Source organism: Geobacillus sp. BK01 (assembly GCF_052220245.1).
Taxonomy (GTDB): domain Bacteria; phylum Bacillota; class Bacilli; order Bacillales; family Anoxybacillaceae; genus Geobacillus.
Window position 1 is genome coordinate 322,006 of record NZ_JBQPTH010000002.1, and the last position, 22,494, is coordinate 344,499.

At 53.9% G+C, this 22,494-nt stretch carries 21 protein-coding genes, 1 other RNA gene and 1 pseudogene; 6 read left to right on the plus strand and 17 right to left on the minus strand.

All coding sequences use genetic code 11. From position 1 onward, the window contains the following. Positions 1 to 53: 53 nt before the first annotated feature. From ACTVDO_RS03995 to ACTVDO_RS04060, 14 genes and pseudogenes are all read right to left on the minus strand, one after another. Positions 54 to 2,111 (minus strand): transglycosylase domain-containing protein, encoded by a 2,058-nt coding sequence (locus ACTVDO_RS03995; protein WP_020959748.1) that lies wholly within the window; start codon positions 2,109 to 2,111, stop codon positions 54 to 56. Positions 2,112 to 2,233: 122 nt separating this feature from the next. Beyond that, entirely contained in the window at positions 2,234 to 3,901 is a 1,668-nt protein-coding gene (locus ACTVDO_RS04000) for a DHA2 family efflux MFS transporter permease subunit (protein ID WP_020959747.1), read from the minus strand. 10 nt (positions 3,902 to 3,911) lie between these two features. Then, complete coding sequence (locus ACTVDO_RS04005; protein WP_020959746.1) at positions 3,912 to 4,550, minus strand: efflux RND transporter periplasmic adaptor subunit; 639 nt, start codon at positions 4,548 to 4,550, stop codon at positions 3,912 to 3,914. A 3-nt stretch (positions 4,551 to 4,553) separates the two neighbouring features. After that, on the minus strand, positions 4,554 to 4,994 hold the full coding sequence (locus ACTVDO_RS04010) for a MarR family winged helix-turn-helix transcriptional regulator (protein ID WP_020959745.1): 441 nt from the start codon (positions 4,992 to 4,994) through the stop codon (positions 4,554 to 4,556). 213 nt (positions 4,995 to 5,207) lie between these two features. Next, positions 5,208 to 5,396: non-coding RNA, 6S RNA (gene ssrS / locus ACTVDO_RS04015), on the minus strand. Between the two features lie 63 nt (positions 5,397 to 5,459). Further along, positions 5,460 to 7,013, minus strand: coding sequence for an acyl-CoA carboxylase subunit beta (locus ACTVDO_RS04020; protein WP_200865289.1), 1,554 nt, complete (start codon positions 7,011 to 7,013; stop codon positions 5,460 to 5,462). 269 nt (positions 7,014 to 7,282) lie between these two features. Then, complete coding sequence (locus tag ACTVDO_RS04025; protein ID WP_020959743.1) at positions 7,283 to 8,065, minus strand: enoyl-CoA hydratase; 783 nt, start codon at positions 8,063 to 8,065, stop codon at positions 7,283 to 7,285. Between the two features lie 15 nt (positions 8,066 to 8,080). Continuing rightward, a complete protein-coding gene (locus ACTVDO_RS04030; protein WP_442901094.1) occupies positions 8,081 to 8,998 on the minus strand; it encodes a hydroxymethylglutaryl-CoA lyase in 918 nt (305 codons plus the stop codon). Between the two features lie 110 nt (positions 8,999 to 9,108). Beyond that, the gene (locus ACTVDO_RS04035) at positions 9,109 to 9,321 is read right to left on the minus strand and encodes an acetyl-CoA carboxylase biotin carboxyl carrier protein subunit (RefSeq protein WP_020959741.1); all 213 of its coding nucleotides are present in this window, start codon (positions 9,319 to 9,321) and stop codon (positions 9,109 to 9,111) included. 22 nt (positions 9,322 to 9,343) lie between these two features. Beyond that, the gene (locus ACTVDO_RS04040) at positions 9,344 to 10,696 is read right to left on the minus strand and encodes an acetyl-CoA carboxylase biotin carboxylase subunit (RefSeq protein WP_442901095.1); all 1,353 of its coding nucleotides are present in this window, start codon (positions 10,694 to 10,696) and stop codon (positions 9,344 to 9,346) included. 63 nt (positions 10,697 to 10,759) lie between these two features. Next, on the minus strand, positions 10,760 to 12,394 hold the full coding sequence (locus ACTVDO_RS04045) for an AMP-binding protein (RefSeq protein WP_442901096.1): 1,635 nt from the start codon (positions 12,392 to 12,394) through the stop codon (positions 10,760 to 10,762). Positions 12,395 to 12,453: 59 nt separating this feature from the next. Next, positions 12,454 to 13,596 carry an acyl-CoA dehydrogenase gene (locus tag ACTVDO_RS04050; RefSeq protein ID WP_020959738.1) on the minus strand — a complete coding sequence of 381 codons (1,143 nt, stop codon included), beginning with the start codon at positions 13,594 to 13,596 and terminating at the stop codon, positions 12,454 to 12,456. A 100-nt stretch (positions 13,597 to 13,696) separates the two neighbouring features. After that, positions 13,697 to 14,323, minus strand: coding sequence for a TetR/AcrR family transcriptional regulator (locus tag ACTVDO_RS04055; protein WP_020959737.1), 627 nt, complete (start codon positions 14,321 to 14,323; stop codon positions 13,697 to 13,699). 19 nt (positions 14,324 to 14,342) lie between these two features. After that, a pseudogene (locus tag ACTVDO_RS04060) lies at positions 14,343 to 14,465 on the minus strand (RNA-guided endonuclease TnpB family protein); the annotation flags it as partial. A 294-nt stretch (positions 14,466 to 14,759) separates the two neighbouring features. Here ACTVDO_RS04060 and ACTVDO_RS04065 point away from each other — a divergent pair. Both ACTVDO_RS04065 and ACTVDO_RS04070 read left to right on the plus strand, forming a co-directional pair. Continuing rightward, positions 14,760 to 15,008, plus strand: coding sequence for a hypothetical protein (locus ACTVDO_RS04065; RefSeq protein ID WP_020959735.1), 249 nt, complete (start codon positions 14,760 to 14,762; stop codon positions 15,006 to 15,008). A 6-nt stretch (positions 15,009 to 15,014) separates the two neighbouring features. Continuing rightward, positions 15,015 to 15,149 carry a hypothetical protein gene (locus ACTVDO_RS04070; RefSeq protein ID WP_020959734.1) on the plus strand — a complete coding sequence of 45 codons (135 nt, stop codon included), beginning with the start codon at positions 15,015 to 15,017 and terminating at the stop codon, positions 15,147 to 15,149. 88 nt (positions 15,150 to 15,237) lie between these two features. Here ACTVDO_RS04070 and ACTVDO_RS04075 read toward each other — a convergent pair whose 3' ends face one another. Continuing rightward, the gene (locus tag ACTVDO_RS04075) at positions 15,238 to 16,029 is read right to left on the minus strand and encodes a GNAT family N-acetyltransferase (RefSeq protein ID WP_020959733.1); all 792 of its coding nucleotides are present in this window, start codon (positions 16,027 to 16,029) and stop codon (positions 15,238 to 15,240) included. Positions 16,030 to 16,179: 150 nt separating this feature from the next. Here ACTVDO_RS04075 and ACTVDO_RS04080 point away from each other — a divergent pair, with 150 nt between their 5' ends. After that, the gene (locus tag ACTVDO_RS04080; RefSeq protein WP_020959732.1) at positions 16,180 to 16,431 is read left to right on the plus strand and encodes a DUF6154 family protein; all 252 of its coding nucleotides are present in this window, start codon (positions 16,180 to 16,182) and stop codon (positions 16,429 to 16,431) included. A gap of 147 nt (positions 16,432 to 16,578) precedes the next feature. Here ACTVDO_RS04080 and ilvA read toward each other — a convergent pair whose 3' ends face one another. Further along, the gene (gene ilvA, locus ACTVDO_RS04085) at positions 16,579 to 17,787 is read right to left on the minus strand and encodes a threonine ammonia-lyase (protein ID WP_020959731.1); all 1,209 of its coding nucleotides are present in this window, start codon (positions 17,785 to 17,787) and stop codon (positions 16,579 to 16,581) included. Positions 17,788 to 17,926: 139 nt separating this feature from the next. Between ilvA and ACTVDO_RS04090 the strand changes: the two genes are divergently transcribed. From ACTVDO_RS04090 to ACTVDO_RS04100, 3 genes are all read left to right on the plus strand, one after another. Further along, on the plus strand, positions 17,927 to 19,090 hold the full coding sequence (locus ACTVDO_RS04090; RefSeq protein ID WP_020959730.1) for an MFS transporter: 1,164 nt from the start codon (positions 17,927 to 17,929) through the stop codon (positions 19,088 to 19,090). Between the two features lie 330 nt (positions 19,091 to 19,420). Beyond that, positions 19,421 to 19,663 carry a hypothetical protein gene (locus tag ACTVDO_RS04095; protein WP_442901097.1) on the plus strand — a complete coding sequence of 81 codons (243 nt, stop codon included), beginning with the start codon at positions 19,421 to 19,423 and terminating at the stop codon, positions 19,661 to 19,663. A 38-nt stretch (positions 19,664 to 19,701) separates the two neighbouring features. Next, the gene (locus tag ACTVDO_RS04100; protein ID WP_020959728.1) at positions 19,702 to 20,964 is read left to right on the plus strand and encodes a two-component system sensor histidine kinase NtrB; all 1,263 of its coding nucleotides are present in this window, start codon (positions 19,702 to 19,704) and stop codon (positions 20,962 to 20,964) included. Between the two features lie 441 nt (positions 20,965 to 21,405). Here the strand turns inward: ACTVDO_RS04100 and ACTVDO_RS04105 are convergent, their stop codons facing one another. Next, the gene (locus tag ACTVDO_RS04105) at positions 21,406 to 22,299 is read right to left on the minus strand and encodes a DUF1028 domain-containing protein (RefSeq protein WP_442901098.1); all 894 of its coding nucleotides are present in this window, start codon (positions 22,297 to 22,299) and stop codon (positions 21,406 to 21,408) included. Positions 22,300 to 22,494 lie beyond the last annotated feature (195 nt).

Genomic DNA, 22,494 nt, shown 5'->3' on the forward strand with positions numbered 1-22,494 from the left:
TTGTCTTTATGTATATGCGCGCAAAAAGAGGGGAAGACCACCGTTGGCCATCGCTAGTCATGTTTGCCGCCATGTCCTTTTTCCTTACTTTTTCCTTTTTTCTCCTTTTTGTTTTTGGTTTTTTCATGGCCGGGCGGGTGCGGTTTTTCCTTCTTTTCTTTCGCCTTTGGCGGCGCGGATTCGGATGTTGGTTGATCATGCTTTTTGCGTTTTTGTTCCTCTTTTTTCACAAGCGGCAATGAAAAGCGGGCGGCTGGTTGACCGACCAGCGCCTTCTCCATGATGTGGCGAAAAATGACCGCCGCTGTTTCCCCGCTCGTTGTCGTCAAATAGTGGGTGCCATCCGGCCGGTCGTAGCCAAGCCAAAGCGCACCGACGAGCTGCGGCGTATAGCCGACCATCCATTGGTCTTTCACCCCATCGATGCCGGGAATCGTCATTTCCGTCGATCCAGTTTTGCCGGCAAGCTCCCGGCCGGGGATGGCGGCCCGTCTCCCGGTTCCTTCACGAATGACGCCTTCAAGCAAAACCGTCATTTGTTGGGCGGTTTTCTTTGACGTCACAACCGCCCGTTCCGGCTCCCATTCCGCCACCTCATGACCGTAAGCGTCGACGATTTTCGTAATGAGATGGCCGTCCGGGCGGACGCCGTCGTTCGCGAATACCGCGTACGCTTCGGCCATCTCGAGCGGCGAGACGCCGCGGGACATGCCGCCGAGCGCAATGCCAAGCTGGCGGTCCTCTTTTTCCAATGGCAAGCCGAACCGGCGCAGCGCATCCATTCCTTTGTCGAGGCCGATCTCATGTAACAGCCAGACGGCCGGCACGTTGAGGGAATGAATGACCGCTTCATACATTGTCACCGTGCCGCGGTATGTGTGATCGTAGTTTTGCGGGCGGTAGCCGCCAAGATTGAGCGGCTCGTCTTTAAGCAGCGAAAACGGTTCGTATCCTTGTTCAAGCGCCGGTGTGTACACCGCGAGCGGTTTGATGGCCGACCCGGGCTGGCGGCGAAGCTCGGTGGCGCGGTTAAAGCCGCGAAACACATGGCGGCCGCGGCCGCCAACAAGCGCCTTCACTCCGCCTGTTTTCGGATCAAGCAGCACGGCGCCGCTTTGCACAAGCACACCGTCCGGGCTTGACGGAAAGAGCGAGTCATCGGCATACACGGCTTCAAGCGCTTGCTGCATGCGGGGGTCAAGCTCCGTGTAAATGCGCAGTCCGCCGGAAAGGACATCGCTTTGCGTCAGCCCATAGCGCGTAATCGCCTCGCGGATCAGCTCATCGACATAATACGGATACTTCCCGGCGTATGGATCGCGCTTCGGTTCCTGTTGAATGGCGATGCGCTCATTTTTCGCGGCGGCCCATTCTTGTTCATCGATATAGCCTTGTTCTTTCATAAGCGACAAGACGACATTGCGCCGGGCGACCGCCTTGTCGTAATGGCGGAGCGGTGATAAGGCGGATGGCGCTTTCACGAGACCGGCCAACATGGCTGACTCGCTGAGCGTCAAGTCGGAAACGTCTTTGCCGAAATACGTTTTCGCCGCGCTCGCTACTCCCCACGCTCCCGCGCCGAAATAGACACGGTTGATGTACATTTCTAAAATTTCTTGTTTGCTGTACGTGCGCTCGATTTTTTGCGCGATCAACCATTCGTTCCATTTGCGCACCAACGTCTTTTCGTTCGTCAAAAAGACGTTTTTCGCCAACTGCTGGGTAATCGTGCTGCCGCCTTCCACCCACGCCCGCGCGCGAATGTTGCGCCACATCGCGCGCAAAAATCCGTAGTAATCGACGCCGTTATGCTCGTAAAAGCGGCGGTCTTCCACAGCGACGATCGCCTGAAGGAAATGGTCCGGCACCCGTTCGATCGACACTTCTTCGATATTCGCCGCCGCGAGCTTGCTCGCTGGACGCCCGTGTTCATCATAAATGATCGTCGCGGCCGGCAACGGTTTGTTTAGCGCGGCAATGTTTTGCCGGGCAATCATCCAATGGAGCGCGGCGACGGCAACGGCCAAAGCGAAAGCAAGCGCACACAACATCCGCAGCCAACGCTGTCTTCGTCTTGTTTGTCTCACTTGTTGCCTGCTTTGCGGCTCCACTATTGTATCCCCCCTGAAAATCCGCTGCGGTTATACAATTCGCAAACGGCCGTTTGTTTTCGTCTATCGCCACGCCGGCAGCGGCAAAAAAAAAAGCGGCCGGTCAAGCCGCTTTCGTTCGCTTACGCCGACGGCGATTTATGTTTTTTTCCTTTTAAGAAGAACGCGAGCATCAGTGCCAACACTGTCAAGCCGGTCGCGACGAAAAAGGCGTCGTTAATCCCTTCTACCGTCGCGCGCTGCTGGACAAGCCCGTACAGCAGCTGTGCGATCGCTTCGTCGCTCGGAATCGCCTGTTTCAGTTGCCCGACCAAATCCATAAACAACAGATTGTTTTCTGTCATTTCATTGCGGTAATTTTCCACATGAAATTTTGCCCGGTTAGACATGACGGTGACTAAAAACGCTGTGCCGAGCGACGCAGCCACCTGCCGGAGCGTGTTCGCCATCGCCGTACCGTGGCTGTATAGATGACGCGGCAAGGCGTTTAACCCTTCTGTCATAATCGGCATCCCAAGCATGGACATGCCGAACATGCGGAAAATGTAAAGCCAAATTAAATGACTATATGGGGTGTCCATCGTCAGTTGGCTGAATTCCCATGTCGTAATAGCGGTAATCACCAATCCGACAATGGCAAGAGCCCGCGCGCCGATGCGGTCAAACACCCAACCGGAAATGGGTGACATGATCGCCATTACAATCGCCCCGGGCAGCATAAGCAAACCGGCGTCGAGCGGCGTAAAGCCGCGCAAATTTTGCAAGTACACCGGAAGCAGCACCATCGCCGCAAACATGGCCATATTAATGACCGAACCGATCACCGTTGACAGCGTGAATACCGGATAGCGAAACACACGGAAATTTAACACGGGATACTCCGAACGGAGCGACCGCCATGTGAACAAAACGAGAAACAAAGAGCCAACAACAAGCGAGGCAGCGACTTCCACCTGTCCCCATCCTTTACTTCCGGCTTCGCTGAACCCGTATAAGACGCCGCCGAATCCAATCGTCGAGTAGATCGCCCCTTGAACATCGAGAACCGGGTTTCCTTGGCGCGGTGTTTTTTTCAGCCAAAGAGAGGCGAGGATGAGATCAACAATGGCAATCGGCAACACAACATAAAACAAAAGACGCCACGTATAATGTTCAACAAGCCAGCCGGAAAGCGTCGGTCCGACCGCCGGCGCGAACATCATGGCGATCCCGACCGTTCCCATCGCCACCCCGCGGCGTTCTGGTGGGAAAATCGACAACATCATCACCATCATGAGCTGCATAATAATGCCGGCCCCGACCGCTTGCGTCAGCCGCCCCGCGAGCATGATCGCAAACGTTGGGGCAATTGAACAGACAAACGCGCCAATGGTGAAAAACGACATGCCGGAAACAAACAACGTCTTCGCCGGAAACTTGGCGATTAAAAACGGGCTGATCGGAATGAGCACGCCGTTGACAAGCATATATCCTGTCACGAGCCATTGAATCGTTGATGTCTCAACGTTGAAATCTTGCATCATATGAGGCAAGGCGACGTTGATCAGCGTTTGGTTCAAAATGGCGACAAACGCCCCAAGCATGACGGTCGTCACCACTTTGCCGCGGCTGCCGATGTCGCCAAGCCCACCTTGACTTTGTCCGGACGAGGCGGCTGGACGCACATCCGCCCTTGCACCGCCTGGCGTCTCAACCGCAGCTGAAGCCGGTTTGCGCCGGCGAAGCGCAATATTGAGGGCCGCCAGAACGAAAACGGCAAAGATGATATAGGTAATGACAAATGTAGACATCACTGATCACCTACTTATGAATGCGAACGGTGACGTTCATGCCCGGCACAAGTCCGGCCCCGCTGTAGTTGTCAATCGAAATCGTCACCGGAATGACTTGGGTCACTTTTGTGTAGTTGCCGGTTGCGTTCGAGCTTGGCAGCAAGCTGAACATATTCGCTGTTGCATAGCCAAGCTTCTCGACTTTGCCGCTGAACTTCCGATCCGGATAGGCATCCACATAAATGTCAACATCTTGCCCGACTTTCACATCTTCTATATCCGTTTCTTCAATGTTCGCTGTCACCCATAAGTCGTTTAAATCAAATCCGCGCGCAATTGGCGTCCCGGCAGCAACAAACGAACCTTCGACCGCATTTTGCTGCACGACCGTCATTCGATGCGGCACCGTGATGGCGACCGTATGTTTTCCGTCCGACACTTCCCCAATTTGATCCCCAGCTGCGAACGTTTTTCCCGTTGTGCCTAACCAGGACGTCAGCTTCCCAGACAGCGGGGCAGCGACCGGAATGATTTGGCCGTCGATGCGGGCGTTGTCTGTTTTTATATAGTTCGCGGTTTGATTGATATAGTAATACGCAGCAAATCCCCCACCAACAAGCAAAATGAGCACGAAAATGTTCAGAGCAAGCAAACGCTTCACGTTCACCGTTTATTCCTCCCCGAGTAAAATGGTTTTCACTTTATCTTGCAACCGCAAAAACTGCTCAATTTCTTCCGGTGGAATGAGCTCCTGAATGCGCTGGAGCCGCCGGCGCAGCACCGACTGCTCGCCAAATGCGGCAAGCACCGTTTCTTTTCCTTTTTTTGTCAAACTCAAAATGACAGCACGCCGGTCTTGTTTCGACGTTTCCCGGACGACAAGGCCGGCGCCAACAAGCCGGTCGACCGTGCCGCTTACGTTGCTGTTGCTCAAGTTTAATTTCTCCGCTAGATCGTTTAAGCGAATATATTCCTTTTTCAGCAATGTATACAGCACCATCAGCTGCACTTCCGTAATCCCGACGCGGGCAGCATCTTCACGGATGAGGCGGTAGAGCGCTTTTTGCGTACGAAAAACGGCATACATAATGTCCCGGCTCATTCCTTCCATATTGCCCCCTCCTTTCATCACGGAACACGAATAATTTCAATAAGAATTATTTGTACACGAAATATGATTATAGCATGCCAATAAGGAAAATCAACTATATGATTTCACTTTTCCATAAAAAATCATCGCCGCCCTGTTGAAACAAGGCGGCGACTGGTGCTGCACTAATAAAAAAGGCGCCCGTATGGACGCCTTTGCCGTTTCCGTTGGAGAACCCGCGCCGCGGTTGCCGTCGGCTGAATGCAGTTTCTCAACCACGCTCTACTAGGTGGGTGTTCGCAGAAACGTTCCTGCCGTCCTCGTTGACGAATCAGAGGCATGGCATTCCGGTTTCGATATAGAACTCCCTTTTCACTGCCATCGGTTGAAACTTCATTCTACAACGCACAACGCAGCAGCGGATTGGTGATTATTATCATACACGATCTTTACTTGTTTGACAAGGGGGACGGTCATCCAGTTTTTTCAAACCGGATATACCCCATGTTTTCGTTCGGAAAAGATCATATACTTGGACGTATACGCCTCAAACCGCCGGATGAGCTCATTGCGCACATCGTTGGGCGCGACGATCCCGTCGATGACGAGCTCGGAGGCGAGACGATAAATGTCAATGTCGCGCCGGTATTCTTCCCGTTTTTGCTCAACAAAGGCCGGCCGCTCTTCCGGGGGCAATTCGGCGATTTTGTTCGCATAGACGGCGTTGACGGCCGCCTCCGGTCCCATCACCGCAATTTGGGCGTTCGGAAACGCGAGGCAGCAATCCGGTTCAAACGCCGGCCCGGCCATGGCGTACAATCCGGCGCCGTATGCTTTACGGACGATGATTGAAATTTTGGGCACCGTCGCCTCCGACATCGCGGCAATCATTTTTGCCCCGTGGCGGATGATGCCCGCCCGTTCGACTTTCGTCCCGATCATAAAGCCGGGAATGTCAGCCAAGAACAAAAGCGGAATGTGGAAGGCATCGCAAAGGGTGATGAACTTCGCCGCCTTGTCGGCCGAATCGTGAAACAATACGCCGCCTTTGACGCGCGGCTGATTGGCGATGATGCCGATCGGCCGGCCGTTAAGGCGCGCCAAGCCGGTAATGATTTCCGGCGCAAACAGCCTTTTTACTTCACAAAACGACCCCTCGTCAATGATCCGCTCAATTAAATCGTACATATTAAACGGCGCATTTTGATTCACCGGCAAAATATCTTCAATCGTTTTGTCAAATGATTTCGGTGGCTTCGCTTCTGCAATCGGCGGTTGTTCGCTGTAGTTGGACGGAAAATACGATAAATAACGGCGCGCATAGGCGATCGCCTCTTCCTCGGTTTTTACCAGCACATCGCCGCAGCCGGAGACGGTGCAATGCATGCGGGCGCCGCCCATTTCTTCGAGCGTTACTTTTTCTCCGATCACCATTTCCGCCATGCGCGGCGAGCCTAAATACATCGACGCATTGCCTTCGACCATAATGACGATGTCACAAAACGCCGGAATATAAGCGCCGCCGGCCGCCGACGGACCAAAGAGCAAGCACACTTGCGGCACTTTCCCCGACAGTTTCACTTCATTGTAAAAAATGCGCCCTGCCCCGCGCCGGCCGGGAAACATTTCGATTTGGTCGGTAATGCGGGCTCCGGCGGAATCAACCAAATAAATGAGCGGGCAGCGCAATTTTTCCGCCGTCTCTTGAATGCGGATGATCTTTTCTACTGTACGCGCTCCCCAAGACCCGGCTTTGACAGTGGAATCGTTCGCCATCACACAGACAGTCCGGCCGTTGATTTTGCCGATGCCGGTCACCACCCCGTCAGCCGGTAGACCGTCAGCGAGGCAGTTGGCAAACAATCCGTCTTCCGCTTCCAGTCCGTGATCGAGCAACAAATTCAACCGGTCGCGAACAAACAGCTTCCCTTGGGCGGCGTTTTTTTCATGATATTTCGGCGCCCCGCCTTTTTTAATGTCAGCCGCCCTCTTCTCGAGTTCTGCGGCCAACGCGGCGCGCTCTTTTGCCGTTTCCTTCATCCCCATGTTGTCTCCTCCTTGCTTCGTTCATTCCGCCGTTTTCCCGGGCGGCATTTCCCCATCTACCATCATGCCCCGCCAATCCGTTTCAGAGCATTGGCATCGCGGCCGGCTTCTTTGGGGCGGCGCTTTGGCGGCCTATGTCGCAATGGGCCGCCCCGTAAACAGCCCCATCAGCGCAGCGTTAGGCCGCACCGTTTCAGGCGGCATTGAAGCGCTTGCGGTCGTTTCGCGTTCCTCGGAGTTTCGGCCGGCCGCGTTGGGACATTTTACTCCCCTTTGTACACCGGTTTCCGTCTTTCTTTAAATGCCTGCAAGCCTTCGAGCCGGTCTTTTGTCGGAATCGTCGCCTCATAGGCGAGCTGCTCGATCGCCAAACCGGTCTCCAAGTCGACGTTAAACACGCTTTGCACCGCTCGTTTCGCCTGGCGGACGGCAATCGGCGCATTCTCAGCGATTTGCCGGGCCAATTCGAGCGCCCGCTCCATCAGTTCAGCGCGCGGTACGACATACTCGACAAGGCCAATTCGTTCCGCTTCCTCGGCCGTGATTCGTTTCGCGGCAAAAATCAACTCTTTCGCCTTTCCGATGCCGACAAGACGCGGCAGCCGTTGCGTGCCGCCCGCTCCCGGAATGATGCCAAGCGACGTTTCCGTCAACCCGAGCCGGATATCATCGGCAGCGAAACGAATATCGCATGCCAGTGCCAGCTCAAGCCCGCCGCCAAACGCCGAGCCGTTTAAGACAGCGATGACCGGTTGCGGCACTTTCTCCACTTCGTTGATCGTTTTACTGATCAAGGAGACCGCCTGCCGCACTTGCGTTTCATTCATTCCTGCCCGCTCTTTCAAATCGGCGCCGGCGCAAAACACCTTGTCCCCGGCTCCGGTCAAAATGACGACACGCACCTCTTTTTGGAATTTGATTTCTTGCAAAAGGTTGCCAAGCTCTAGAAGAAGCGCTCTTGAAAGCGCGTTGGCTGCCTCCGGACGGTTTAATGTCACGATAGCAATTCCATTTTCTTGCATTTCAAATGATACGAATGTTCCCATTTGTTCTTTTCCTCCTCACATATCCTTTTCTGTTGATGATGAAATCGTTTGTAAATAGCGGCTCGAAAGTGGGCGGCCGATTTTGTCGCGGATGAACAACGCCGCTTTTGTCAGCCGCTCCATGTCAATGCCGGTTTCAATCCCCATGCCATGCAGCATGTACACGAAATCGTCCGTGGCGACGTTTCCCGACGCCCCAGGGGCATACGGGCAGCCGCCAAGACCGCCAAGAGAGCTGTCAAAGATGGTGATTCCCATCTCCATTGACACTAAAATGTTGGCGAGCGCCGTTCCTCTTGTATCGTGAAAATGCATGGCGATCCGCCCGGCCGGAAACCGGCGAAGCACCTCGGCAAGCACGTCCTCGACTTGTTTGGGCGTTGCCACGCCGATCGTGTCGCCAAGCGACAGTTCATCAATCCCCATCGCAAACAGCCAGTCGGCGACCGTGAGCACTTGGTCGACAGGAACCGCCCCTTCATACGGGCAGCCAAACACAGTGGAAACGTAGCCGCGCACCGTTTTCCCTTCTTGCTTGGCCGTTTTTACGACTCCTTCTAACACTGGAAACGTGGCGGAGATCGTTTTGTTAATGTTTTTTTGGTTATGCGTTTCGCTCGCTGACATAAAGACGCCGACTTCATCGATCCCCGCGGCCAGCGCCCGCTCAAGCCCCCTTTCGTTCGGCACGAGCGCGGCATATGTGACACCGTCTTTCCGGCGGATGCCGGCTGCGACTTCGGCGGCGTCGGCCAACTGCGGAATCCATTTCGGATGGACAAACGACGTTACTTCGATATACGATAATCCGCTTTCCGACAATAAGTTGATCCAAGCGATTTTGTCAGCCGTCGCAACCGGCGCCGTTTCGTTTTGCAGACCGTCGCGCGGACCGACTTCTTTAATTGTCACCTTTGCCGGCCATCGGCTCATGTTTTCCGCTCCCCCTTTTTCGTTCTGCCCGTCCTCCCCTGACCCCTTTTTCGCCCTCTTTGCCACGCCTAAAGGCAATGTTGGGCGGAACGGTTCACACGAACTTTTCACTACTCAATCTCGACAAGCACATCGCCCTCGTTTACGAAATCCCCTTCTTGCACATGAATGTGTTTCACAATGCCGGACGTTTCAGCGGCGACTGGGATTTCCATTTTCATTGACTCCAAAATCACGACATCTTGCCCTTCCTCGACGCGGTCGCCGACAGCGATTACAATTTTCCATACACTCCCAGCCATTGTTGCCGTTACTTGGTTCATCGTTTCTTCCTCCGTTTCTGCCTCATTTCATCTTCGTTGGCTGCCAGTAAGTGGCGAGAAAATCAGTCGTTGTTTCCCCGGCGCGGAACGCCGGATGGGATAACACGGCCGTTAACAGCGGAATGTTCGTTTTAATCCCTTCGACACGATAGCTGCCAAGCGCTTCGAGCAAGCGTTCAATCGCCGCCGTTCGATCCGGGCCTTTGGCGATCAATTTGGCGATCATCGGATCGTAAAACGGTGTAACAGTAATGCCGCTTGCGACCGCCGTTTCATGGCGAATGCCTTCAGCTTCGGGAACGGAAAAAGCAGCAATGCGGCCGGGCGACGGGTAAAACGTGTTTGGATCTTCGGCATAAATACGAACTTCAATGGCGTGTCCATCGCGGCGAATGTCTTCCTGCCGATAGCGGAGCGGCTCGCCGGCGGCGATGCGCAGCTGTTCTTCGACGATATCGATGCCGGTGATTTCCTCGGTCACCGGATGTTCGACTTGGAGCCGGGTATTCATTTCAAGAAAATAAAAGTTTTTTTGTTCATCGACCAAAAACTCGATCGTGCCAGCGTTCGCATAGCCGATATGGCGCGCGGCCCGCACAGCCGCTTCGCCCATTTTCCGCCTTGTTTCTTCATCTAAAAACGGCGACGGCGCTTCTTCAATTACTTTTTGGTGGCGGCGCTGGATCGAGCACTCGCGCTCCCACAAGTAGACGCAGTTGCCGTGTCCATCGGCAAGCAACTGAATTTCGATATGGCGCGGTCGTTCAATATATTTTTCGATATACATCGTTCCGTCGCCGAAAAACGAAGCGGCTCGTTTTTGGCTTCCTTCAAACGCCTGGCGCAGCTCAGCCTCGTCGCGGGCGATGTGCATACCGATGCCACCGCCGCCGGCTGACGCCTTCAACATGACTGGATACCCGATCGAAGCTGCCGCTTTGACCGCTTCATCGGGGCTGTCTAGCGCAAAGGAGACACCGGGGACGATCGGGACGCCGGCTTGTTCCATCGTTCGGCGCGCTTCGATCTTGCTGCCCATAGCAGCGATCACCTCGGCCTTTGGACCGATGAACACAATGCCTTCTTCTTCACAGCGGCGGGCAAACGCCGGGTTTTCCGAGAGCAGCCCGTAGCCGGGATGAACCGCTTCCGCTTTCGCCGCTTTGGCGACTTCAATCATTTTTTCGATATTTAAGTAGCTTTCAGACACGCGCGGCTTACCGATCAAGTACGCTTCATCCGCAAGTCGGACATGAAGCGAATCGGCGTCCGCTTCCGAGTAGACGGCGACCGTTTGAATGCCGAGTTTTTGGCATGTGCGGATGACGCGAACGGCGATCTCGCCACGGTTGGCAATCAACACTTTTGTAAACATCGTCTCACCCTTTCGTGAAAACTGAAAATACCACCGGGCGGATGAACCGCCCGGCACGGCGGTTTACATTGTTAAGCCAAGGCGTTGTTTCGCCATTTCCCGCAGCTTAAACTTTTGAATTTTCCCGGATGCGGTCATCGGGTACGAATCGATAAACTCGATGTAACGCGGGATTTTATGCCGGGAAATGTTGCCGCGGCAAAATGCGCGAATTTCCTCGGCGGTCGCCGTTTCGCCGTCCTTTAAGATGACCCATGCCATCACTTCTTCCCCGTACGTCTCATCGGGCACGCCGACGACTTGGACGTCCAAAATTTTCGGATGTCTGTATAAAAACTCCTCGATTTCGCGCGGATAAATGTTTTCTCCACCGCGGATGATCATATCTTTCAGCCGGCCGGTGATACGGCAGTAACCATTTTCATCCATCGTTGCCAAGTCACCGGTATGCAGCCAGCCGTCTTGATCGATCGCTTCGTTGGTCGCCTCCGGATTGTTGTAATACCCTTTCATCACATGGTAGCCGCGCGTGCACAGCTCCCCCTGCACGCCCCGCGGCACTTCCTTGTTCGTGCCCGGCTCGACGATTTTCACTTCGACGCCCGGCAAGGCGCGGCCGACCGTTTCGACGCGCAGCTCAAGCGGGTCATCAGTACGCGTCTGGGTGATGACCGGGGACGATTCCGTCTGTCCATAGGCGATCGTAATATCGGTCATGCCCATTTTGTTGATGACCGCTTTCATCACTTCGACCGGACAAGGGGAGCCAGCCATAATACCGGTGCGCAGCGACGACAAATCGTATTGGTCAAAATCCGGGTCGTTCAATTCGGCGATAAACATCGTCGGCACGCCGTGAAGCGCTGTGCACCGCTCAGCGGCAACCGTCTCAAGCACCCGCTTCGGATGAAACTCCTGCACGGGCACCATCGTCGCGCCGACCGTAACGCATGCAAGCGTGCTCATGACGCAGCCGAAGCAATGGAAAAACGGCACCGGGATGCAAAGCTTGTCGCCTTCGCCAAGCTTCATGCATTGTGCGACTTGGTGGGCGTTGTTGACGATGTTGTTATGCGTCAACATGACTCCCTTCGGAAAGCCGGTCGTCCCGGACGTGTACTGCATGTTGATCACATCGTGCGGATCAAGGCTTTCCAGCCGCTCATCGAGTTCTTCCTCTGTCACCTCATGCCCCATCGCCAAGATGTCGTTCCACGTGAACATGCCCGGGTAGCGCTTCTCACCGAGGAACACGACGTTTTTCAGCTTTGGCAGCCGCTTCGACTGAAGCTTTCCCGGCTCGGCCGTACGCAGTTCCGGGACGATGTCATACAAAATGTCAATGTACGACGAATCACGGTATTGCTCGATCAAAAACAATGTTGTCGAGTCAGACTGCCGAAGCAAATATTCGAGCTCCGCAGCTCGGTAGTTCGTGTTGACCGTCACGAGTACCGCGCCCATTTTCCCGGTCGCAAACTGGCAGGCAATCCATTCGGGGACGTTCGTCGCCCAAATGGCGACATGTTCCCCTTTTTCAATGCCAAGCCGCATCAATCCGCGTGCAACAAGGCGGCAATAGTCATTAAACTGCCGATACGTCAGGCGCAGATCGCGGTCGGCATACACCACCGCCTCGTGATCCGGGTATTGCCTGGCACGCTCCTCTAACAATTTCCCCACAGTCACCGTTAACATCGACCGTCTCCTCCCCTTTGTCCGAATTCACTATTATGGCTATGCGCATATTTCTGCTTTTAGCATCCGAGTTGGCGGGCGATGACGAGACGTTGGATTTCCGACGTACCCTCACCGATTTCCATGAGCTTGATGTCGCGCAGACGGCGTTCAACGCCGTATTCTTTCATATAGCCGTAGCCGCCGTGAATTTGAATGGCCTGGTTGCAGACGCGAAACCCCATTTCTGACGCAAACAGCTTGGCAAACGACGCTTCTTTTGTGAACGGTCTTCCTTGATCCTTCAACCAAGCCGCCTTGTACACCATATTGCGGGCAAGCTCGATTTCCATCGCCATATCCGCGAGCTTAAATTGGATCGCTTGGAACTTGGAAATCGGTTGACCAAACTGGACGCGCTCTTTCGCGTATTGCAGCGCTTTCTCAAACGCCCCTTGCGCGATGCCGACGGCTAAAGCGGCGATCGAGATGCGCCCGCCATCGAGCGTGTACAAAAACTGCTTAAACCCTTTTTGCGGGTCGCCTAATACGTTTTCTTTCGGCACGCGGACGTTCTCAAAAACAAGCTCGCACGTGTTGGAGGCGCGGACACCCATTTTGTCGTAATTCGAACGGATCGTAAATCCTGGGGAGTCGGTTGGTACGATGAGAGCGGTGACGATGTTTTTTCCGCGCGCATCTTGGCCTGTAACGGCGGTGACGATGACTTGCCGTGCGTATTGGGCGTTGGTGATCCAACATTTTTCGCCGTTAATGACGTATTCGTCACCGTCAAGCACCGCGGTCGTGCGCGTGCCGCCGGCATCTGAGCCGGCGTTCGGCTCCGTGAGCCCGAAGGCGCCAAGCGTTTCCCCTTTTGCCATCGGCACAAGCCATTTTTGTTTTTGTTCTTCCGTTCCGAAGTAGTAAATCGGGCTCGCCCCGAGCGAAACGGCGGCCGCATAGCTTAGCCCGGTTCCGCCACAGGCGCGGCCGATTTCTTCAACAGCAATGGCGTACGAAACCGTATCGCCCCCGGCGCCGCCATAAACTTCTGGAAACGGCAGGCCCAACAATCCCAATTCGCCCATTTTGCGGAACACATCAAGCGGAAAATGCGCCTCTTCATCCCATTTCGCCGCGTATGGGGCAATTTCCTTCTCCGCAAAGTCGCGAACCATCTCTTTAATCATTTGTTGTTCTTTCGTCAATGAAAAATCCATAATCTCCCTCTCCCCCATTTGAAATAATGACTATATTTAAACCGACTAGTCGGTTTCAAACTGTCAAGACTGGCTTGTTGTTCGGTAAACAGCAGGTGGGTTATTCGGCAACCGGCCGCAACAAAAACCGCGCCGTCGCCGGATGTTCCGGGTTGCGGAGCACCGCATGCAAAATGAAGTCGGCAAAATACGCCGCAATCTGTTCGATCGACAGCGGTCCGTCCGGATTGTACCATTTGTACGTCCAGTTCACCATGCCGATGATCGACATGCCGACGATCTCCACCGACAGTTCCGGACGAAACTCGCCGGCCTCGATCCCTTCGCGGATGACGCGAAAGATAATTTGCTTGAACTCCTCGCGCTTTTGGTTGATCGGAGCAGCGTATTCCGGTTTTAAGTACGTGCTTTCCTGATAAAAGACGGTAATATGCGGTTTATACACATGAAACACTCTCACAAACGACTGAACGATGGCATACAAGCGCTCGGTCGGCGTTGAACAGCTTTCATACGCTTCCTGCGCCTTTGTAAGCGCATACGTAATAAAGACGTCATGAATGTGATAAAGCAACTCGTCTTTCGATTTAAAATTGTGATAAAAACCGCCTTTCGATGTGGCGCTTTCCGCCACGATGCGGTCGACCGTCACGCCGTGGTACCCATATTTCTCAAACAACTGAAGGGCGGTGTCGATAATGCGGTCTTTGAGCGGTTTATCGGCCATAGCAGTCTCCTTCACATTTCAGCTCGGGATGATTCAACAACCAATTGGCAAACGCGGTATTCACTTTTGTCATCCGTTCATACATGTCTTGTTTGACTTTCGTTGGGTTGTGCAGCTCCAGCCTTAGCGTGATCGTGGGCATGGATTCACCCCCTTTTTTTCATCCCACGATTGAAACCGTGGGCTTTCAGACGGCCTTTTCTGTAAGACATTTCCGAAAAAACAAAATATTCTTCTCGTTTATTAAGATACTCGACAGTTACAACCCTTGTCAACAAAAAATCATTGTGTCGACGGAAAAATCGTGTCTGGCATCGCCCGCCGCCCGGCCTGTTGCGCGAGCGATGTTTCCCGGCTGTGCCAACTGAAACAAAACAGATGTCCCATACATAATGACGACCGTTTTTCCAAAAGATAAAACCGGAGGTGGCTTCTGTTGGAACCGATGTTATGCCCGAACTGCAAAACGAACCGGACGCGGTTTCACCTCATCGAACAACACCCGCGGGCGGTCAAGCTTGATCCGCATACCGGTGACATTGAGCACGAGTACACAAATGAAGCGCTCGAACCGTTCCATCTCCCGTACCGCGGCCCGAGCTACCGCGTCCAATGCGGCGCCTGCGGACTGATTGAAGATGCGGATATGTTCATTCAGCGCGCCAAATCTTCTCCATTGGGGTGATTCCATATGGCAAACAAAAAACAAACACCTTCTTCCATCGTTGACCAAAAACAGCTCGTTAATGACAAAGCGAAAGCGATGCGGGAGCACGGCGACCAACACATTCGCCGCGGCACGCCAAACGGCGCCGACGGGCAATAAAGGAACGGCTTGCTTCCATTGCGGAAGCAAGCCCTTTTCGCCGTCAGGCGCACAAGTGGGCGCCGTTCTGCTTCTTTTCAAGTTGTCTCTAGCCGTACATCACCCACATCCCGATATCGCGAAACCCAAGGCGATGGTAAATGCGGCCGGCGGACGGGTTGTCGTAAAACAAGCACGGCATCTTCCCTTCGCGGAGCAGGTCACAAACGAGCTTGGCGACGATGGCGCTCGCATACCCTTTCCCACGGTGCTCCCGGTCCGTACAGACGCCGACAATCATCGCCGACAGCGAGTTTTCCGCCGATGTCGATGCCGCGGCCACCATGCGGCCATCTTGTTCAATGTAGTACGTTCTCGCTGAATTCGTTTCCATCCCTTTCACCAGCATGTCGCGCGCCGCCGGCCTCGTGTCAAACTCGGGAATGCGACGCCGCAACTCCAAAATCCGGTCGACATCGGCCAACTCGGCTTTCTTGACAGCAAACGCCCCCATTTCTTGGCGGGCATATTCATCCGTCCGGCATTCGCAAAAGTAAAGCGTTCGCTTCGTCCCAAGGGGCAGCCGCTCTTCGAACTGCCTGGCCATTTCCTCTTTGCCGGATAGCTGAATGGGCGATGACGAGCCGGCTGTCTCGCGGATGAGACGGGCGAAGCCATCGGCATCAAAATCGCCGGGCGCGTACGGAATATAGGAATCGTAATAACGAAGCAGCACCGCCTTCAGCGAGCCCGCCTCGTCAAATTGCCCCCAAACGTCTTGAAAATCGGCGTCATAGCCAAACGACTCAATATCGCCGATGATAAATAAGTTGAACGACGGGTCTTGCTGTAAAAATAAAAATAATTGCTCGTGGTCTTCGGCCGTTAACCGGCGAATCATGGCACTCCCCCGCTTTTCGAATGATATTTTTTCCATTATACTATAATGTATATCCACTGCCAATAGTGGGAACGATCAGGGAACGGCCGGCTCCGGCCGACCGTGAGGAAAGGAGGAAGGCCGCCTTCAGAAGCGGGGCGGCCACGCAGGATGAAGTTTATTGACGATCTGTACGACTATTACAAAGATCGGCTGACTGGGGATGAAGAAGACGCCGAAGTAGTGGCCATGTCGATTTTGGATGAACTCGACCGCCGCGATGTGCTCAAACTGATCGGTGAGATGACCGATGAAGAGTTGCTCGGCATGTTTGGGTTGTACTTGTTTGAAAGTTTGAAAGCGAAAATGGCCCGTGAAGGCCTCGGCGCAACGCGGCCGCAAGATGCGCCGCGCGTGCATTGAAAAAGCGGCTGTCCATCGGTGCAGACGCCGCCATCTGACCGGGACAGTCGCCTTACAGGCAATGCCTCAGCGCCCGCTCGGGACGGCTTCGGACAAAGCCGCCGCCCCTTCGAATGAGCGGGATGCACGATATTCGAGCGGCCTTATTCAGCGGTAAAATTGCACATCATATCCTTCTTTCAATAGCACTTGATAAATTTGTTGGATATGATCTTCATTTTTCGTCTCGAGCGAAAAATGAATTTCCGCCTGGCCCGGCAATACTTTCGCACCGATGCGCTGATGATGGATCGACATCACGTTGGCTTCTAGTTCAGCGATAATGCGAAGCAACTTGTTCAACTGGCCCGGTTTGTCGGAAATGACGGTCGTAAACGTGACAAACCGGCCGGCCTCAACAAGCCCCCGTTCAATGATGCGAGAAATCAACGTCACATCGACGTTGCCGCCGCTTAAAATGGCAGCGACTTTTTTGTCGCGAAACGGCAGCTTTTGGTACAAAAGCGCCGCCAGCGGGCAGGCCGCCGAACCTTCCACGAGCAGTTTGTTTCGTTCGAGCAAATAAAGCATCGTCCGCGAAATTTCCGCCTCTTCGACACAGACGACGCCATCGACATATTGCTCAATATATTGATACGTAATATTGCCCGGCTTTTTTACTGCGATACCATCGGCGATCGTATCCGACGCTGCGATGGGGACCGGCTGCTTATGGCGGAGGGCTGCCGTCATGCCAGGGCAGGCGGAAGACTCGACCCCGTATACCTCGACAGACGGTTTCAGCTGTTTTAATGTAAACGCCAACCCCGCTAGCAAGCCGCCTCCGCCCACCGGGCAAAGGACGACATCCACATCGGGAAGCTGCTCCACTAGCTCTAAACCGATCGTTCCTTGGCCGGCCATGACGGCCAAATCGTCAAACGGATGCACAAACGTCATCCCCCGCTCGCGCTGCAGCTCGAGCGCATACTCGAGCGACTCGTCAAACACATCGCCATGTAAAACGACTTCCGCTCCGTAGCTTTTCGTCGCTTCGATTTTGCTCAACGGCGCACCTTTCGGCATGACGATCGTACATGGAATGTGGAGCATGCCGCTTCCGTAGGCGACTCCTTGGGCATGGTTGCCGGCGGAGGCGGCGATGACACCGCGTGACCGTTCTTCGTCGGTCAAGGACATAATTTTGTTGAACGATCCTCTTACTTTAAACGATCCCGTTTTTTGCAAGTTTTCGAGTTTCATATACACGTCATTGCCGGACAACCGGCTGAACGTTTGCGAATGCTCAAGCGGCGTTTCATGGACAATCCCTTTCATTTTCGCCCGCGCTTGTTCAATGTCTGTTAACGTCAACATCACGAAACCACCCTTTCTGATCGGGCGACCGGTTCTTTTTCGCCCCGCTTTATTATATACAAAACATTTCACCGCCGACAAATGTTGCTTTTCTCCTGACCGATGACGTACGATAATAGGGTGAAGGAGGGGACGACCTATGGGACGACGCCGCCCGCTGTTGCTTTTATGGATGGTCATGTTTTTGGTTATGTCAGGTTTTGGCATCATTATTCCAGTATTGCCGTTTCTTGCTGAAGAAGTCGGAGCCACTCCGCTTGAGCTTGGATTGTTAATGGCCGTTTACTCATTGATGCAACTGTTGTTTTCCCCGGCATGGGGACAGCTGTCCGACCGCTATGGCCGCAAGCCGATATTGCTCATCGGCATCATCGGGCTGTCGTTATCATTTTTCCTTTTTTCCACAGCCGAGACGCTCATGACGCTGTTTGCCGCCCGTTTGCTTGGCGGGGCGCTGTCAGCGGCAGCGATGCCGACGGTGATGGCGTATGCAGCTGACGTCACGCCTCCGGACGAACGGGGAAAAGCGATGGGAGCGATCGGGGCGGCCACCGGGCTCGGCTTTATTTGCGGGCCCGCCATCGGGGGAATGTTTTCACAAACGAGCCTGCACCTGCCGTTTGCCATCGCGGGAGCACTGTCGGCGGTGACAGCATTGTTCGTATGGCTCGTCCTGCCGGAGTCCATGCGCCCGCCAACCGCCATCCGACCGGCCGGCCGGCCGCCGTTTAGGGAGATGAAACGTCCGCTTCTGTATTTATATTTGTTGCAATGGACGGCGACGCTCGCCCTCGCCGGGCTTGAGGCGACGTTTGCTTACTTTGCCGACCGCCGCGCCGGACTCAGCCCAGTTCAGCTCGGATATGTTTTTATGATAATGGGAATCGCCAGCGCTTTTGTCCAAGGGGCGCTCCTTGGCCGGTTGATCAAACGGTTTGGCGAAGGACGCGTCCTCCAAGGCGGGCTTGCCGTCTCGGCCCTTGGATTTGCGGCTATCTTGCTTATTCAAGACTTTTGGACGGCTGCTCTTTTTTTATCGGTCTTTGGTATCGGAAACGGTATCATCCGCCCTTGTGTTTCCTCGCTCATTACGAAACAGGCGTCCGGCCGGCAAGGAAGCGCGGCCGGACTATTGTCATCATTTGACTCGCTCGGCCGCATCATCGGTCCGGTTGTCGGCGGCAGCTTGTTCAGCTACATGGCAGAGCTCCCTTACTTGCTCGGCATCGTTCTTTGTCTTGTCGGCGCGGGATTGTACGCACTCTTTGCCGCTCGCCACGAAGCAGATCGCTTGCTTCCTTAATCCGCCGTATTGGCGGTTTTTTTAATGATTATTTAGCACATAGTTTTATAAAAGTATAGAGCAGTTTATGAATAATTATGACGACAGCTGTTTTTGATCATTTCGCACATAGTTTTATAAATATAATTACATTCATTTCAGAATAGGCAAACACGGACGAATTTGCTAATATGGAAGAAAAGAACTAGGATCGTGAAGGATGGAATCATGGTGATTGAAAAAACGGTATGATACAGCGCGGGACGTCGCATTAACTGCCGCCTGACACCGGTGCGACCGCCGGATCGCCGGCGCGTGATATGTTGAAGGGAAACAACGCGGTTCGCTTCCGTGCCCGGTTGGCGCACCGTCATTGCCAAAGCTCCTTTTTCTTTTCTCCGTGCCGGAAACGTCCTGAAGGAACAAACGATCCCGTCGGGCGACAACGAACAACAGGCGAAAACTGTTTTTCCGTCCCTTGAAACGCTTAGGCAAATTTTTGCCCGCATCGAAGCGGCAGGCGACGATGACAGCATCGTCTCAGTACCGGACATAGGGATGCTTGTCATCGCCCAAGATGATTCACTTTTGTAAAATAGGAAATGATATGTGTAGCTAAGGAGTTTGAAAGGATGAACAACCGATTGGTACAACAGCAAACCGAAGAGCTGGAGCGAAAGCTGCGCGCCTATGAGCGGCTTATCGAAAAGCTTCCGTTCCCGTTCGTGTTTACCGATTACGAAACCGGAATCGCCATCGAAAAGGAGCGCGGCGATGCCCGGCCGCGCCTTCACCCGGCCCCGGTCTCCCCGGGAAAGGAAGCGGAATGGCAGTGGGACATTGACTTGTATCACGATGTACCGTTTGAAAAAGTTGAATCGTTTTTAACACCGTTGCTTGACCTTGTTCCGCACCATATCGTCTTCGTCGACGGCCAAGGCATCATCACGCTTTGCAATTTACAAGCGGCCATCGATACCGGAGTCGATCGCGACGCTATCATCGGCAAACATATTCGCGAGCTGCTGAAGCTTCCCGACGAACTGATCGCAACGCTTCAATCGCTCGAAAGGCGCGAACCGCTTTACAATCATGAGGTGCTCGACCGCTTTTACGGCATTGTCAACACCCGCTTTATTTATAATGATGACGGATCGGTCAAGCGGGTCATTAGTATGTTCCAATCGCTCAGCATGATGAAAGAAACGGAAAAGCTAGCCGTCGCCGGCCGCATTGCCGCCGGCATCGCCCATGAAATCCGCAATCCGCTGACGACAGTACGCGGCTATTTGCAGCTGCTGAAAAACGATTTGCCAGATCGTGTCACATCGCTCGTTGAGCGGCTTCTCATCCCGGAACTCGATCGGGCGAACGGCATCATTACCGACTTTTTAAATATCGCCAAACCGGCGGATGTGAAAATGGAGACGTTCAACTTGCACCGCTTTTTGCGTGATGACGTCGGTGTTCTGCTGCAAAGCGAAGCGCTGCTTCATAATGTGAACGTTCATTTTGACCTCGATGAACAGCTTGACGGCTATGACATGAATGGCGATCGCAGCCAACTGCTGCAAGTATTTTTAAACTTATTCCGCAACGCCGTCGAGGCAAAAGTCGCAAAGACGATGAATGTGACAGTGAGCAGCCGGAAAGCGAACCATATCGTCCAACTTCGCTTCTGTGACGACGGGCCCGGCATCCCGCTCTCGGTCATCGATCATATTTTTGACCCGTTTTTCTCGACAAAAGAAACGGGGACGGGGCTTGGTCTTTCGTTGTCGAAAAAAATCGTCGAACTGCACTGCGGAACGATGAAAGTGCAAAGCGACGCGTGTGGCACTTGTTTTCTGATGGAATTTCCGCTTCGCAGCCAACCGCCGTTTCTGTCATCATAACCGGCTTCCCGAGGGGGGATTGTCCCTTTGGCTCGGGTTCGGAATATTGATGATTTAGAACAATGTTTTACTTTTTTAGGGAAAGAAACCGGTGGGGCTATTCGCCTCTTACAGCGTCGACAAACAAAAAGAGGATGCCCCGGGCAGAAGGGCATCCCGCTTTATGACGACTCCAAAACGATTGGTCCGTGAACTACCCACCACCTACACTTCGCTTAGAGGTGGGGCTTCAAGCGACTTGTGTGTGTTCGCCGAACGGTAAGCCACACACAAGAACCGTTTACGCTTCCCTTCGTTCCGAAGGTGTCCGTTCTCGCCATATTCGATCCTATTCGTTGGCTAACGCCAACCGACATTCATCTTCCACTTTCCCTTCGCTTCGAAGTGGGAGACTTCTTTCGGAAAGATGTTAAAACGTTCCGGTTGACAACCGGCGGCCGACTAGTCGGCCGCCTTTGGCGACAGCTGCTGTTTCATGTACGACAGCACGTCAAGATCAATCTTTCCTTTTTCGACTTCGCGCTCCTCAAAGTTTTCTGTATGTATATACGCGGTCAACGCCTGGTAGAGCGCTTCGCCGTCCTCCGCTTTCTCCTCCGGCAAATAACCGAGACGGATCAGCTCGGCGATCACCTCCTCCTTGACTGTCCCTTCCAGTGCTGCCACCTTCTCCGGCCGCGGCTTCGCAAAATACAACTGACGCAATTGATACAGCCGGATCAGTTCCTCGATCGGCCGCGGATGGTCATCGACGCGCAAATCGATATACCGATCGTTGTAGCCGCCATATCCTCCCCTTTCTTTCACGACCAACAACGCGGCGGACTGTTGGCCGCGGCGGTCTCCCCCTGCCGCTTGGCCGGCTTGGAGCGCTTTTAACAGCCGTTCGGCGAGCGGGCCTTTTGCCTGTTCAAATGTTTTTCCCATCGCCAACACCGTTTCCTCTCCGGCTAAAATATTGCCTTGTGCCGCATAGTTCGGGCCGGTAATGCCGCCGGCCCACGGATAACATTTCTCCCCGGTGAATGTCGCCGCCCGGCCTTTGGCGTCAACGATGCCGACTTGGCGCAAACTGCGCTCCCTGTCATCGGCAATGAGCCGTTCGAGCGTTTCTTGCGCTGTTTTTCCTTCGGCCATCCACTCAAGGCCGCGCGGACCGTACGACGTGTTGGCGTACGACTGTGTCGCCACCGCCCCGACGCCCGCTTTTGCCCATGGTACGACCGCCCCGACACCTAAAAATTTTGACTGGACAGCGATGCCAAGCTCTCCGGTCGCCGGATCCAACGCCACGATCGAAAATGTTGCGACAACATCTTTCGGAATGTGTTTCATTATCGTGCCCTCCACACGGTTTCCATTTTTTATTCTCCTTATATTTCTCCTCTTCCCTCCCATCTTCCTCCCTCCCTCTAGAAATGTTGATATATCAAGGCTTTTCGGCCTCTCAGGGGTGCCGAAAAAATATTTTTCGACAAAATCCCTTACATCCTTTTTCAATTTTGTGGATATCTTACAGACCTAGGGTGC